At 63.7% G+C, this 13,389-nt stretch carries 14 protein-coding genes; 12 read left to right on the forward strand and 2 right to left on the reverse strand.

Translation table 11 applies throughout. The features are described from left to right. Nucleotides 1–4 precede the first annotated feature (4 nt). The 4 genes from ACSUZJ_RS07735 to ACSUZJ_RS07750 all read left to right on the forward strand — a co-directional run bounded on the left by ACSUZJ_RS07735 (nucleotide 5) and on the right by ACSUZJ_RS07750 (nucleotide 4,152). The gene (locus ACSUZJ_RS07735; protein WP_499414875.1) at nucleotides 5–493 is read left to right on the forward strand and encodes a CvpA family protein; all 489 of its coding nucleotides are present in this window, start codon (nucleotides 5–7) and stop codon (nucleotides 491–493) included. 38 nt (nucleotides 494–531) lie between these two features. Then, the gene (gene purF / locus ACSUZJ_RS07740; RefSeq protein WP_499414877.1) at nucleotides 532–2,055 is read left to right on the forward strand and encodes an amidophosphoribosyltransferase; all 1,524 of its coding nucleotides are present in this window, start codon (nucleotides 532–534) and stop codon (nucleotides 2,053–2,055) included. Between the two features lie 15 nt (nucleotides 2,056–2,070). Next, entirely contained in the window at nucleotides 2,071–3,312 is a 1,242-nt protein-coding gene (locus ACSUZJ_RS07745; protein WP_499414879.1) for a cystathionine gamma-synthase family protein, read from the forward strand. Nucleotides 3,313–3,408: 96 nt separating this feature from the next. After that, the gene (locus ACSUZJ_RS07750; protein ID WP_499414881.1) at nucleotides 3,409–4,152 is read left to right on the forward strand and encodes a tetratricopeptide repeat protein; all 744 of its coding nucleotides are present in this window, start codon (nucleotides 3,409–3,411) and stop codon (nucleotides 4,150–4,152) included. A gap of 300 nt (nucleotides 4,153–4,452) precedes the next feature. Here ACSUZJ_RS07750 and lexA read toward each other — a convergent pair whose 3' ends face one another. Then, the gene (lexA, locus tag ACSUZJ_RS07755; protein WP_499414883.1) at nucleotides 4,453–5,088 is read right to left on the reverse strand and encodes a transcriptional repressor LexA; all 636 of its coding nucleotides are present in this window, start codon (nucleotides 5,086–5,088) and stop codon (nucleotides 4,453–4,455) included. Nucleotides 5,089–5,319: 231 nt separating this feature from the next. Between lexA and rpsF the strand changes: the two genes are divergently transcribed. From rpsF to ACSUZJ_RS07790, 7 genes are all read left to right on the forward strand, one after another. Beyond that, complete coding sequence (gene rpsF, locus ACSUZJ_RS07760) at nucleotides 5,320–5,706, forward strand: 30S ribosomal protein S6 (protein WP_136219823.1); 387 nt, start codon at nucleotides 5,320–5,322, stop codon at nucleotides 5,704–5,706. A gap of 43 nt (nucleotides 5,707–5,749) precedes the next feature. After that, entirely contained in the window at nucleotides 5,750–6,043 is a 294-nt protein-coding gene (priB, locus tag ACSUZJ_RS07765; protein ID WP_499414885.1) for a primosomal replication protein N, read from the forward strand. Between the two features lie 42 nt (nucleotides 6,044–6,085). Continuing rightward, nucleotides 6,086–6,376 carry a 30S ribosomal protein S18 gene (gene rpsR / locus ACSUZJ_RS07770; protein ID WP_036249492.1) on the forward strand — a complete coding sequence of 97 codons (291 nt, stop codon included), beginning with the start codon at nucleotides 6,086–6,088 and terminating at the stop codon, nucleotides 6,374–6,376. Nucleotides 6,377–6,417: 41 nt separating this feature from the next. Then, a complete protein-coding gene (gene rplI, locus ACSUZJ_RS07775; protein WP_499414887.1) occupies nucleotides 6,418–6,870 on the forward strand; it encodes a 50S ribosomal protein L9 in 453 nt (150 codons plus the stop codon). A 130-nt stretch (nucleotides 6,871–7,000) separates the two neighbouring features. Next, nucleotides 7,001–8,386, forward strand: a complete 1,386-nt coding sequence (locus ACSUZJ_RS07780) for a replicative DNA helicase (RefSeq protein ID WP_499414889.1) — start codon at nucleotides 7,001–7,003, stop codon at nucleotides 8,384–8,386. 77 nt (nucleotides 8,387–8,463) lie between these two features. Beyond that, the gene (locus tag ACSUZJ_RS07785; RefSeq protein ID WP_312549315.1) at nucleotides 8,464–9,090 is read left to right on the forward strand and encodes a DUF47 domain-containing protein; all 627 of its coding nucleotides are present in this window, start codon (nucleotides 8,464–8,466) and stop codon (nucleotides 9,088–9,090) included. A 23-nt stretch (nucleotides 9,091–9,113) separates the two neighbouring features. After that, a complete protein-coding gene (locus ACSUZJ_RS07790; RefSeq protein WP_499414891.1) occupies nucleotides 9,114–10,124 on the forward strand; it encodes an inorganic phosphate transporter in 1,011 nt (336 codons plus the stop codon). Between the two features lie 67 nt (nucleotides 10,125–10,191). Here the strand turns inward: ACSUZJ_RS07790 and ACSUZJ_RS07795 are convergent, their stop codons facing one another. Further along, nucleotides 10,192–10,347 carry a hypothetical protein gene (locus ACSUZJ_RS07795; RefSeq protein WP_499414893.1) on the reverse strand — a complete coding sequence of 52 codons (156 nt, stop codon included), beginning with the start codon at nucleotides 10,345–10,347 and terminating at the stop codon, nucleotides 10,192–10,194. A gap of 175 nt (nucleotides 10,348–10,522) precedes the next feature. Between ACSUZJ_RS07795 and ACSUZJ_RS07800 the strand changes: the two genes are divergently transcribed. Beyond that, on the forward strand, nucleotides 10,523–13,255 hold the full coding sequence (locus ACSUZJ_RS07800; protein WP_499414895.1) for a bifunctional diguanylate cyclase/phosphodiesterase: 2,733 nt from the start codon (nucleotides 10,523–10,525) through the stop codon (nucleotides 13,253–13,255). Nucleotides 13,256–13,389: the final 134 nt, after the last annotated feature.

Consider the following 13,389-nt stretch of genomic DNA (forward strand, 5'->3'; position numbering starts at 1 on the left):
CGGCGTGACGATTTTCGATTATCTGGTATTGTTCGTGCTGGTTTCCTCGGTCGTCATCAGCACCATGCGCGGCCTGGTGAAGGAAATCCTGTCGCTGCTGGGCTGGGTGGTCGCCTTCGTGGTGGCCAACGCCTACGGCGCCGGGCTGGCGCCGCTGCTGCCCGAACTGATCCCCGGCGAAACGGTACGCCTGATGGTCGCCTTCGTCGCCCTGTTCCTCGGCGTGCGCATCCTGATGGGGCTGCTGGCGCTGGCGCTGGGCGCCCTGATCGAGGCCTCTGGACTGTCGCTGGCGGACCGTGGCCTGGGCGGCCTGTTCGGCCTGGCGCGCGGTGTTGTAATCGTACTGGCCGCCGTCATATTGTGCTCGATGACATCCATCCCCCAACAAGATTTCTGGAAGGACGCGCTGCTGTCCCCCCTCGCGGAAACCGGCGCGCGTACCGTCAAGCCTTTCCTTCCCGCTGCGCTGGCGCAGCACGTACAGTTTTGAATTTTTCTGTAACAGCATTCTGTTCTTAGGAGCACACCATGTGTGGCATCGTCGGCGTCGTCTCGCAAACTCCCGTCAACCAGCTGTTGTATGACGCATTGCTGCTATTGCAGCACCGCGGCCAGGACGCGGCGGGGATTGCAACCAATCACAGCAGCATGTTCTCGATGTACAAGGCCAACGGCCTGGTACGTGACGTGTTCCGTACCCGTAACATGCGTTCGCTCCAGGGCAACACCGGGATTGGCCACTGCCGCTATCCGACCGCCGGCTCCTCGAGCGAGGAAGAGGCGCAGCCGTTCTACGTGAACGCGCCTTTCGGCATCACCCTGGCGCACAACGGCAACCTGACCAACCAGGCCGAACTGAAGGAAGCGCTGTTCCGCAACGACCGCCGCCACATCAACACCAATTCCGACTCGGAAGTGCTGTTGAACGTGCTGGCGCACGAGATCCAGGAAGCGGCGCACGGCTATTCGCTCGACGCCGAGGCCGTCTTCAAGGCGGTCGGCGTGGTGCACCGCCGCGTGCGCGGCGCCTACGCCGTCGTGGCCCAGATCGCCGGCCACGGCATGCTGGCCTTCCGCGACCCCTTCGGCATCCGTCCGCTGTGCCTGGGGATGAACGAAGGCGAGAATGGCGTCGAATACATGGTCGCCAGCGAATCGGTGGCCCTGGAGGGCATCGGTTTCCGCTTCGTGCGCGACATCGCCCCGGGCGAAGCCATCTTCATCGGCGAAGACGGCCAATTGCACGAGCGCCAGTGCGCCGAGAACCCGTCCCTGAATCCCTGCGCCTTCGAGTACGTCTACCTGGCGCGCCCGGATTCGGTGATCGACGGCGCCTCGGTCTACGCGGCCCGCCTCAAAATGGGTGAATACCTTGCCGACAAGATCCGCAAGGAAATTCCGGTCGAGGAAATCGATGTCGTCATGCCGATTCCCGATTCCTCGCGTCCGGCCGCGATCCAGCTCGCCCTGAAGCTGGGCGTGGAATACCGCGAAGGCTTCATCAAGAACCGCTACATCGGCCGCACCTTCATTATGCCTGGCCAGGGGATGCGCAAGAAGTCGGTGCGCCAGAAGCTGAACGCCATCGGTTCCGAGTTCAAGGACAAGAATGTGCTGCTGGTCGACGACTCGATCGTGCGCGGCACCACCAGCCGCGAGATCGTGCAGATGGCGCGCGACGCCGGCGCCCGCAAGGTCTTCTTCGCCTCGGCCGCTCCGCCGGTGCTGTTTCCGAACGTCTACGGCATCGACATGCCGACCCGCGACGAGCTGATCGCCTATGGCCGCACCGTCGAGGAAGTCTGCAAGGAAATCACGGCCGACCGCCTCGTCTACCAGGACATCGACGCGCTCAAGCGCTCGATCTCGGACGTCAACCCGGCGCTGACCAACTTCGAGGCCTCCTGCTTCGACGGTGTCTACATTACCGGCGACGTCACGCCCGAGTACCTGGACAAGCTGGAAACCCATCGCCACAAGAGCTCGGGCAAGTCCTCGGAGGATGTGGTGCGCACCCAATTGAACCTGAACCCTCCGGTCGCCGCCGAATAAGTTTCCATACGCACCATGAGCGATACCAAACAATACGGATTCACCACCACGGTCCTGCACAACGACCGCCGCAAGGCGATCGAGCAGGGTTCGCTGCACAAGCCGGTCCACACCTCGGTCGCCTTCGGCTACGGCGATGCGCGCCAGCTCGCCTCGGTATTCCAGGGCAAGGAGCCGGGCTTCCGCTACGGCCGCCAGGGCAACCCGACGGTCGCCGCACTGGAAGACAAGGTCACGAAAATGGAAGACGGCGTCGCTACCCTGTGCTTCGGCACCGGCATGGCGGCCATCGGCGCGCTGTTCCAGGCGCTGCTGCGCGAGGGCGACCACATCGTCTCGTCTTCCTTCCTCTTCGGTAACACCAACAGCCTGTGGCAGACGGTGGCCGGGCAGGGCGTCGAGGTCTCTTTCGTCGACGCTACCGATGTCGCCAACGTCGCGGCCGCCCTGCAGCCGAACACACGCTTCGTGTTCGTGGAGACGATCGCCAATCCGCGCACCCAGGTCGCGGACCTTGCGCGCATCGGCGCCCTGTGCCGCGAGCGCGGCATCCTCTACGTGGTCGACAACACCATGACCACGCCCTGGCTGTTCCGCCCGAAAGCGGTGGGGGCCGGCCTGGTCGTCAATTCGCTCACCAAGTCGATCGCCGGCCACGGCATCGCCCTGGGCGGCGCCCTGACCGACACCGGCCTGTTCGACTGGAGCGCCTACCCGAACATCGCCGCCAACTTCCGCAAGCAGCCGCCGGCCGCCCAGGGCATGGCCCAGCTGCGCGCGAAAGCCCTGCGCGACTTCGGCGCTTCGCTCGGTCCGGAAGCGGCGCACCACATCGCGGTCGGCGCCGAAACCCTGGCGCTGCGGATGGAACGCACGACAGGCAATGCGCTGGCGCTGGCGCGCATGCTGGAGGCCGACGATCGGGTCGCCGCCGTCCACTATCCGGGCCTGCAGTCGCACCCGCAGCACGCCATCTCGAACGAACTGTTCCGCGCGGGCGGTTCGCTGCTGAGCTTCGAACTGAAGGACGGCATCGACTGCTTCGACTACCTGAACCGCCTGAAGCTGGCCATCCCCGCGAGCAACCTGGGCGATACCCGCACCCTGGTGATTCCAGTGGCGCACACGATCTTCTTCGAGATGGGGCCCGAGCGCCGCGCCAGCATGGGCATCGCCGAGTCCCTGATCCGGGTATCGGTGGGCATCGAAGACACCGAGGACCTGCTGGAAGACTTCCGGGCGGCGCTGGACGCCTGAAGCGCCGCATCGCCTGAATCGCTTGAATCGCCTGTTCCGCACGGCGGGGCGCCGTACGGAACATTCTCCCGAATCCCTGACTGACGACGCGACGACATGAAAAAGAATGCGCTGACACTTGCGGGCTCGATGCTGGCAGGCCTGCTGCTGGCGGGCCTGGCCAACGCGGGCGAACTGGAAGACGCCAAGGCCCTGTTCGAGCAGAAGAAGTATCCGGAAGCCATGAAGCTGTACACGAAGCTGGCAAATGCCGGCAACGTCGAGGCCCAGCAGCTGCTGGGCCAGATGTACTGGTACGGCGAAGCCGGCACGGTGGACGAGGCCAAGGCCACGATGTGGTTCCAGAAGGCGGCCGCCAAGGGCAACAAGGTCGCCGAAGCCTCGCTCGGCGTCATGCAGCAGCGGGTCGCGCGCCGCGCCGACATCGACTACTGGGTGTCGAAGTACGACGGCGAAGACCTGCGGTCCGGCAAGTTCCGCTGCCCCAAGCCGCGCGTGCCGGCGATCTCGAAGCAGACTGACGAGATCGAGCGGGTCTCGAACGCGATCAACAAGTGGCAGGACTGCTATAACGGCTTCGTGCAGAACCTGAACGCCGCCTCCCCGCTCGAAAACCGGATCCCGGCCGACATCGCCAAGCTGATGAACCTGGCGGAGATGCAGCAGGCGAAGAAGCACCTGGCCCAGGTCCAGGAAAACCTGTCGGAAGAAGCCAAGGTCGGCGCCAAGATGGTGCTGGCCGACGTGGCGGTCTGGCGCGGCGCGACCGAGGCGTATATCGCCGAGCACAATGCGATCGTGACCAAGGCGCCGAAGGACGAGTCGGTGCGAACGAAGTAAGGCCGTGTTGGAGTAAAAAAGGCCGCGTCAGCGGCCTTTGTTTTTCGTAGGGTGGACACCTGTGTCCACGCTGTAGGACGGATGAGCTGCCGCAAAGCGTCGCGTAGCCCCGGCCGCCAATCTGCCGGCAGAGCGCCCGGCCTGCTCGCCTTGTACCGCGTGGACACAGGTGTCCACCCTACAAAACCGGGGCCAGGGAATGAGCTGGCGATTCGCAGGCGTCGTACCGCGTGGGGTCGAGACCCCACCCTGCAAAATCAAAAAAGGCCGCATCAAGCGGCCTTTTCTTTCATCTGCGGCTCAGTGCCAGCTGCGCATCAAACCCACAGCCAGCCCCTCGAGGGCGAACTCGTCGTCCGGCTCGACGCGGATCACCTTGAAGTCCGGATTTTCCGGCAGCAGTTCGATCACGTCGCCGGTCTTGCGGTAGCGCTTGACGGTCACGTCTTCGCCCAGGCGGGCCACGACGATCTGGCCGTTCTTGGCGCTGTCGACCTTCTTGACCGCCAGGAAGTCGCCGTCCATGATGCCGGCGTCGCGCATCGACCAGCCGCGCACCTTCAGCAGGAAGTCGGGGCGGGCGCCGAACATGGCCGGGTCGACGTTGTAGGTTGCTTCCACGTGTTCCTGCGCGAGGATGGGCGAACCTGCCGCGACACGGCCGACCAGGGGCAGCGACATCAGCAGGGCAGGGGGAATGGCCGGGACGGCCGGCTCCGATGCCGCGCCGATCAGGCGAATCCCGCGCGAGGTGCCCGAGACGATCTCGATCGCGCCTTTGCGCGCGAGCGCCTGCAGGTGCTCCTCGGCCGCGTTGGCCGACTTGAAGCCCAATTCCTTCGCGATCTCGGCGCGGGTCGGCGGGAAGCCGGTGTTGTCGATCGCTTCCTTGATCAGGTTCAGGATCTGTTCTTGCCTTGCAGTGAGCTTGAGCATGGGTGTACCACTGGTTATCGATTCAGACTGTATTTTTGTACAGTGCTTCTGTAAATGCAAGGGAAATCGTTGTTTTCGCTGGAATTTCCGGACGGCTGCTGTCGCGAAAGGGGTACGCCGGCCGCCGATTGTGTTGCTGCCCGCTTCGGGTTATAATTGCAGGCTTTCCCTTCCCACACTCGTCTTGACGCCGAGGTGGGCATTTGTTTAAACGTCCTCAAGGAGTGTTGCATGCGTCATTATGAAATCGTTTTTATCGTCCACCCGGACCAAAGCGAGCAAGTCCCGGCGATGATCGAGCGTTACAAGACCACGGTGACCAGCCGCGGCGGTAACATCCATCGCGTGGAAGACTGGGGCCGTCGCCAGATGGCTTACCAGATCCAGAAGCTGCCGAAGGCACACTACATCTGCATGAACATCGAGTGCGACAACGAGACCCTGGTCGAGCTGGAAACCGCATTCAAGTTCAATGATGCCGTGCTGCGTCACCTGACCGTGAAGATGAAGAAGGCTGAAACCGCTCCGTCGCCAATGATGAAGTCGGTACAGCGCGAAGACGCAGCCAAGAGCCACCGCGCAGAAGCTCCGGCTGCTGCCCCGGCCGCCGCTGCCTAAGGTTTTTCGCCAGGATCGTGAACGGGCTCAGGCCCGCTGAGAAGTGAACCAGCTACAAGTCGTCGCCACCATCGCTGAACGCGACGTACTGCGCTATACCCCCGCCGGCGTGCCGGTCGTGTCCGCAATCCTGCTGCACAGTTCGCAGCAGGTCGAGGCAGGGGTGCCGAGGCTGGTCGAGTTCGAGATTGCCGCGTTCGCCGCGGGAGAGATTTCGGGCCGCTTCGCCAGCGCCGAGCTGGGCGCCGCCCACCAGTTCACGGGCTTCCTGGCCAGGAAGAACCGCAACAGCAAAGCCCTGGTGTTTCACATCATTGATTTCAGTGCTGCCGCTTAAATTACCCAGCGGCCCACCTTTTAGATATACAGGAGCCTCAAAATGGCATTCGGTAAAAAGTTCGACAAAAACAAAGCCAAAGAAAAACTGAAGCGCAAACAGCAGAACCCGCTGTTCAAGCGCAAGAAGTTCTGCCGCTTCACCGCCGCCGGCGTGGAACAGGTCGATTACAAAGACGTCGACACCCTGAAGGACTTCGTCCAGGAAAACGGCAAGATCATGCCGGCACGCCTGACCGGCACCAAGGCGCACTACCAGCGTCAAGTGGACACCGCGATCAAGCGCGCACGTTACCTGGCCCTGCTGCCGTACACCGACCTGCACAACGCTTAAGTCGCTACGGCAACGAGCACAAGTAAATACTGGAGAATAATATGCAAGTTATCCTGCTGGAAAAAGTCGTCAACGTCGGCAACCTGGGCGACGTCGTCAAGGTCAAGGACGGTTACGCACGTAACTTCCTGATCCCGCAAAAAATGGCCCGCCGCGCTACCCAGGCTGCTGTGGCCGAGTTCGAAGTCAAGCGCGCCGAACTGGAAAAAGCTGCTGCCGAGAAGCTGGCTGCTGCACAAGGCCAGGGCGACAAGCTGAACGGCATGACCATCACCATCGCTCAGAAAGCCGGCGTCGACGGCCGTCTGTTCGGTTCGGTCACCAACTTCGACATCGCCGAAGCCCTGACCAAGCAAGGTTTCGCCGTCGAAAAGGCGCAAGTGCGCATGCCGACCGGCCCGCTGAAGACCACCGGCGAACACCCGGTTGCGGTCGCTCTGCACACCGACGTCGTGGTGGATGTCACCATCGCTGTCGTGGGCGAAGCTGCCTAATCAAGTATTACCGCACAGCTCCTTTGGAGCTGTTGCAAAAAGGAAAAAGCCGGGCTTGCCCGGCTTTTTTTATGCTCAGAAACTCGCCAATTATTTCAGCCGTGTGACCGGAGAAGGTATAATGCCCGCCATGAATACCCCCGCAGATCCGCAAATCGAATCGCTGCGCATCCCCCCGCACTCCATCGAAGCAGAACAGTCCGTCATCGGCGGCCTGCTGCGCGATAACGCGGCCTGGGACCGTATTGCCGACTTCATGCACGCGGACGATTTCTATCGTTACGATCACCGCATCATCTTCGAACAGATGGTCCGCCTGATCAACAGCGGCAAGCCGGCCGACGTCATCACCGTCTACGAGGCGATGGTTTCCCTCGGCAAGGCGGAAGACGTGGGCGGCCTGCAGTACCTGAACGCGATGGCGCAGAACACGCCGTCGGCCGCCAACATCCGCCGTTACGCCGAGATCGTGCGCGACCGCGGCGTGCTGCGCAAGCTCATTACCGTTGCCGACGAAATCTCGGGCAATGCGTTCAATCCACAAGGCAAGGAAGTCAAGCAGATGCTTGACGAAGCCGAATCGAAGATCTTCGCCATCGCCGAGCAGGGCGCCCGCGGCGCCCAGGGCTGGAATCCGATCCAGCCGCTGCTGACCCAGGTCGTCGAGCGCATCGACGAACTGTATTCGCGCGAGAACCAGGGCGAGATCACCGGCGTGCCGACCGGCTTCATCGACCTCGATCGCATGACCTCGGGCCTGCAGCCGGGCGACCTCGTGATCGTCGCCGGCCGTCCATCGATGGGCAAGACCGCCTTCTCGGTCAACATCGGCGAGAACGTCGCGATCGAAGCGGGCCTGCCGGTCGCCGTGTTCTCGATGGAGATGGGCGGCGCCCAGCTGGCCATGCGTATGCTCGGCTCGGTGGGCCAGCTCGACCAGCACCGCCTGCGTACCGGCCGCCTGAACGACGAGGACTGGCCGCGCCTGACGCACGCCATCCAGAAGATGAACGATGCCCAGCTCTACATCGACGAGACGCCGGCGCTGAACCCGATCGAGATGCGCGCACGCGCGCGCCGCCTTGCCCGCCAATGTGGCAAGCTCGGCCTCATCATCGTCGACTACCTGCAGCTGATGCAGGGTAGCCAGCCGGGCGACAACCGCGCGGCCGAGATCTCCGAGATCTCGCGTTCGCTCAAGGGCCTGGCGAAAGAGCTGCATTGTCCGGTCATTGCACTGTCCCAGCTGAACCGCTCGCTGGAACAGCGGCCGAACAAGCGTCCCGTCATGTCCGACCTGCGCGAATCCGGCGCTATCGAACAGGATGCGGACGTGATCATCTTCCTGTACCGCGACGAGGTGTACAACCCCGACTCGCCGGACAAGGGAACCGCCGAAATCATCATCGGCAAGCAGCGTAACGGTCCGATCGGGGCCGTGCGACTGACCTGGATTGGCCAGTACACCAAGTTTGGCAACTACAGCGGTAACCTCGCCATCTACCAGGGCGACTAAGCCGATATTGCGCCGCTGCCGGCAACAGAAGCCGGAGCGGACCTCGCAGTCCCAAGAGTTTTACAACGGAGAGTTAAATGTTTGGACGCCTGATGCCCACTGAGGGCAAGTTTTTTGATCTGTTCAACCAGCACGCCGCATTGTGCGTGAAGGGTGCGCAGGAAATGGTTGGCCTGATGACCAACTTCGACGACCTGGAAAACCGCACCCACGCCGTGGAGAGCATCGAAAAACAGGCGGACAAGATCACCTACGCCACCGTCGACCTGCTGCACAAGACCTTCATCACCCCGCTCGACCGCGACGACATCCACAAGCTGATCACCCGCATGGATGACATCCTCGACATGATGGAAGACGCGGCCCAGACCATCTCGCTGTACGACCTGCACGCTGTGACGCCGGAAGCCAAGCGCCTGGCCGAGCTGTGCCTGGCCGCCTGCCAGAAGGTCCAGGAAGCCGTGGCCCTGCTGCACGACATGGGCAATGCCCAGAAGATCGTCGCCATCTGCGAAGAGATCGACCGTTTCGAGTCGGACGCCGACCACGTGATGCGCGCCGCCATGTCGAAACTGTTCCGCGACGAGCCGGACGTGCGCAACCTGATCAAGATGAAGGCGATCTACGAGATCCTCGAGACCGTCACCGACCGCTGCGAAGACGTTGCGAACATCATCGAAGGCATCATCGTCGAGAACGCTTAAGTCTCCTAACAATAAAAATAATTATGGAACATCTCACCATCAGCATTTACGTGCTGGGTCTGCTGGTGCTGCTGGCACTGGTATTCGACTTCATGAACGGCTTCCATGATTCGGCGAACGCGATTGCGACCGTCGTCTCGACCGGCGTGCTGAAGCCCCAATCCGCGGTCGCCATGGCCGCCTTCTTCAACTTCATGGCGATCTTCGTGGTCAGCATGAAGGTGGCGCAAACCATCGGCAAAGGCACCATCGATCCCCATGTGGTCGACCATTATGTGATTTTCGGGGCCCTGGTCGGGGCCATCGTCTGGAACGTCATCACCTGGTACTACGGCATTCCGTCCTCGTCCTCGCATGCCCTGATCGGTGGCCTGGTCGGCGCGGCAGTGGCCAAGTCGGGTACCGGCGCGCTGGTCGCGGCAGGCCTGTGGAAGACCGTCATCTTCATCGTCGTCGCGCCGCTGCTCGGCTTCGTGCTTGGCTCGATCATCATGCTGATCGTCTCCTGGGTGTTCGTCAGGAGTACGCCGCGCAAGGTCGACGTCTGGTTCCGCCGGCTGCAGCTGCTGTCGGCCGCGGGCTATTCGCTGGGCCACGGCGGCAACGACGCGCAAAAGACCATGGGCATCATCTGGATGCTCCTGATCGCGGCCGGCTACACCAATCCGGCCGACGCGCACCCGCCGGCCTGGGTCATCATCTCCTGCTACGCGGCGATCAGCTTCGGCACCCTGTTCGGCGGCTGGCGTATCGTCAAGACCATGGGCCAGAAGATCACCAAGCTCAAACCGGTCGGCGGCTTCTGCGCCGAAACGGGCGGCGCGATGACCCTGCTGATGGCGAGCTTCTGGGGCATCCCGGTCTCGACCACCCACACCATCACCGGCGCGATCGTCGGCGTGGGCGCCTCGCAAAAGGCCTCGGCCGTGCGCTGGGGCGTGGCGGGCAACATCGTGTGGGCCTGGATCTTCACGATTCCGGCATCGGCCTTCGTTGCCGCGATCGCCTGGTGGATCGGTACCCACATCATGTAATTGCGGTCAGTGACCGCGAAGAAGACGCCCGGCCATGTGCCGGGCGTTTTTGTTTCCGGCGCGGGAATCAGTGCGTGAGGTCGTGCAGGGCCCGTCCGACTGCCTCTCCGAAGTCCATCGCGTTGTACAGGGCAAATACCGCGAGGGCGCCGGCAATGAGTGCGCGATATCCCTTCGGAAGCGTGCCGAAACGTCGAGATAGTTCCAGAATGAGCGCCTTCATGATGTCCTCGCAGGTCATAAGGGAGAGGGTTGCTTCGTCAAGCCATCATCGTGAGCAACTTGCCCTCACGCAAGCGGGGAACGCAAAGCCTGCGCCTTGCCTGCGGTACGGCGGCCAACTTGCGCCGCGACGGCGTGTCATACTTGCTGCGGTGCCTTGACGTGCTGGAGCTCAGATGGACTTGCGTATTGACAAGGTGGTGCCGGCCGCAAACTGGAATCGAGCGGTCGGCCGCCTGCGCCCCTTCCTGGCTTTCCTGGGCCAGCGGCTGCCGCTGCTGCTGGTGTGGCCGGTGCTCGCGCTGATCGCCATCGCCGCGCTATGGGGTTTCGTGCTGGTCGACCTCGAGCACGAAAGGCAGGACCGGATGGCCGAGCTGGAGCAGCAGGTCGACGCCTATACGCGCAGCCTGATCACCCGCACCAGCCGCACGATCGGCGACACCGATCGCCTGCTGCTGCTGTTGCGCCATAACTGGGCCCTGTCCGGCAAGCGGCTCAGCCTGGAGGGGACGATCGATTCCGGTATCTTTTCCGAGCAATACATTTCTACCGTGGCCATACTCGACCGCCACGGCATCGTCGTGACCAGCTCCTACCCGCAGGCCGTCGGCAGGTATTTCGGCGACAGGCCATATTTCACCGAGCAGCAGCATGCCGCCGCCGACCGGCTATACCTGAGCGGGCCGCTGACCGCCCAGTTGCGCAACCGCGAAGTGGTGGTCTTCTCGCGCCGGCTGCTGTCGCCCGACGGGCAGTTCGCCGGCATCGTGCTGCTCTCGGTGTTTCCGTCCTTCTTCACCCAGCACTACGCCGAGCCCATTCTCGCGGAATACGGTTTCGTGGGATTGACGCGGCCGGACGGCACGGTGCTGGCCACCCGCAGCGGATCCAGGGTCCACACCTACCGGGAGCCTTTCCTGCTGGCGCCGATGCCTGCCGACAGGCCGGCCGGCGTGGCCAGGCTCGAGAGCCGGCGCTGGTTTGCCGACGGGCGCGCCCGCGTGGTCGGCTGGCGGCAGTTTCCGGACCATGGGCTCATCGGCATCGTCGGGGTGGACGAGTACACGGCGTTGGCGCCCTACCGCCTGCACCGGGACGCCAACATCCAGGGTGCCTGGTGGAACACCGCATGGCTGGTGCTGGCCGGGCTGCTGGCCACCAGCTTCTACGTGCACGCGAAATGGAAGGAGCACCAGATCGAGGCGATCCGCGCCACCTACCGCCTGGCGACCGAGGAGGCGGGCGAGGGCTTCTTCATCAACCGTCCCCTGCGCGACGCCGCGGGCGTGGTCTACGATTTCGACGTCGTCGACTGCAACCAGCATGGCGCCGACATGTTCGGCATGCATCCGATGCAGCTGATCGGTCACCGCCTGTCCGAGTTCTACCAGGGCGAGCTGTTCCGCTCGGCCTGCGCGCGGTTGTGCCAGGCCCTCGAGACCGGCGTCTACGACTGCGAGCTGCCGGTGACGCCCGGTCCCGAGCAGCCCCTGAAAGCCCAGTGGATACGCTACAAGGCGGTGCGCGCCGGCGGCGACCTCGCGGTCACCATCCGCGACATCAGCGAGAGCAAGGCCCACCTGACCGAGCTCGAGCGCAGGAGCAACTCGGACGAACTGACCGGCCTGCCCAACCGCTACTGGATCCAGCAGTACCTGCCGCGCGCGATCGAGGACGCGCGCGCACGCGGGCAGCGGCTCGCGGTGCTGTTCGTCGACCTCGACGGCTTCAAGACCGTCAACGACGTGCTCGGCCATGCGGCCGGCGACGAACTGCTGCGCACCGTCGGCAAGCGCCTCAAGACCGCGGTGCGCCCGCGCGACCATGTGGTGCGCCTGGGCGGCGACGAGTTCGTGATCGTGCTCGAGCAGATCGAGGGCACCGAGGACGTCGAGCACGTGGCCGGCCGCGTGCTCGCCGCCTTCCGCGACGGCTTCCACCTGCAGCACTCGGTCCAGGTGCTGAACGCGTCGATCGGCATCAGCCTGTTTCCCGAACATGGAGACGATGCGGAGACCCTGCTCAAGCACGCCGACATCGCGATGTATTCGGTCAAGACCGAGGGCAAGGGCAGTTTCCGCTTCTTCCAGGCGCGCTTCTTCGAGGCCATCCGCACCCGGCTGGAAACCGAGATGGAGCTGCGCCACGCGCTCGAGCAGCAGCAATTCGTCGTGCATTACCAGCCGCGCGTGGACCTGGCCGCCGGTACGGCGTCGAGCATGGAAGCGCTGGTGCGCTGGGAGCGACCGGGCAAGGGCCTGACCGGGCCTGACCGCTTCATCCCCCTGCTCGAGGAGACCGGCCTCATCGTGCGCCTCGGCGAACAGATCATCGACAGCGTCTGCCGCCAGCTGGCCCACTGGTCGCGCGACGGGACGGCGCTGATCCCGGTATCGGTCAACGTGTCGCCGCGCCAGTTCAGCCAGTCCGACATCCTGGCCCAGTTCCGCACCGCGATCGAGCGCCACGGCATCGATCCCGCCCTGCTGGAAATCGAGGTGACCGAGTCGTCGATGATGCAGGAAGGGATCGTCGAGTCGACCGTGTTCCGCCAGCTGCGCGAGCTCGGGATCAAGCTGTGCATCGACGACTTCGGCACCGGCTACTCCTCGCTGTCCCAGCTGCAGAGGCTGCGCTTCGACGTCCTCAAGATCGACCGCGCCTTCGTGCTGCGCATCGAGAACCCGGAGGGCGACACCCTGATTGCCTCGATGATCGCCATGGCGCACGCGCTGGGCATGCGGGTGGTCGCCGAGGGCGTCGAGAGCCAGGCGCAGATGCAGCTGCTCAAGACGCTGGGCTGCGACGAAGGGCAGGGCTACTTCTTCTCGCGGCCGGTTCCGCCGGGCGAGCGCCAGCCGCAGGCCAGCCGTGCGTTCGAGATGGCGGGCGGGGCGAAGTCGTGAAGAGTCGTTGGTTGTCGAGGCACTGCGTTGGCGAATGCGTGCACCTTTGACCGGTGCGTAACGTAGGGTGGGCACCTGTGCCCACGCGGTCTCACCGGTTGATTGGCGGCGCCAACCAGCGCGAGCCATCATGC

This window comes from Telluria sp. B2, from assembly GCF_051789535.1.
Lineage (GTDB): Bacteria > Pseudomonadota > Gammaproteobacteria > Burkholderiales > Burkholderiaceae_D > Telluria.

What these genes read in the sequence shown, in the direction of transcription:
- purF (WP_499414877.1), top strand. Translation starts at nt 532, where the DNA reads ATGTGTGGCATCGTCGGCGTCGTCTCGCAAACTCCCGTCAACCAGCTG.
- ACSUZJ_RS07745 (WP_499414879.1), top strand. Translation starts at nt 2,071, where the DNA reads ATGAGCGATACCAAACAATACGGATTCACCACCACGGTCCTGCACAAC.
- ACSUZJ_RS07750 (WP_499414881.1), top strand. Translation starts at nt 3,409, where the DNA reads ATGAAAAAGAATGCGCTGACACTTGCGGGCTCGATGCTGGCAGGCCTG.
- lexA (WP_499414883.1), bottom strand. Translation starts at nt 5,088, where the DNA reads ATGCTCAAGCTCACTGCAAGGCAAGAACAGATCCTGAACCTGATCAAG.
- rpsF (WP_136219823.1), top strand. Translation starts at nt 5,320, where the DNA reads ATGCGTCATTATGAAATCGTTTTTATCGTCCACCCGGACCAAAGCGAG.
- rpsR (WP_036249492.1), top strand. Translation starts at nt 6,086, where the DNA reads ATGGCATTCGGTAAAAAGTTCGACAAAAACAAAGCCAAAGAAAAACTG.
- rplI (WP_499414887.1), top strand. Translation starts at nt 6,418, where the DNA reads ATGCAAGTTATCCTGCTGGAAAAAGTCGTCAACGTCGGCAACCTGGGC.
- ACSUZJ_RS07780 (WP_499414889.1), top strand. Translation starts at nt 7,001, where the DNA reads ATGAATACCCCCGCAGATCCGCAAATCGAATCGCTGCGCATCCCCCCG.
- ACSUZJ_RS07785 (WP_312549315.1), top strand. Translation starts at nt 8,464, where the DNA reads ATGTTTGGACGCCTGATGCCCACTGAGGGCAAGTTTTTTGATCTGTTC.
- ACSUZJ_RS07790 (WP_499414891.1), top strand. Translation starts at nt 9,114, where the DNA reads ATGGAACATCTCACCATCAGCATTTACGTGCTGGGTCTGCTGGTGCTG.
- ACSUZJ_RS07795 (WP_499414893.1), bottom strand. Translation starts at nt 10,347, where the DNA reads ATGAAGGCGCTCATTCTGGAACTATCTCGACGTTTCGGCACGCTTCCG.
- ACSUZJ_RS07800 (WP_499414895.1), top strand. Translation starts at nt 10,523, where the DNA reads ATGGACTTGCGTATTGACAAGGTGGTGCCGGCCGCAAACTGGAATCGA.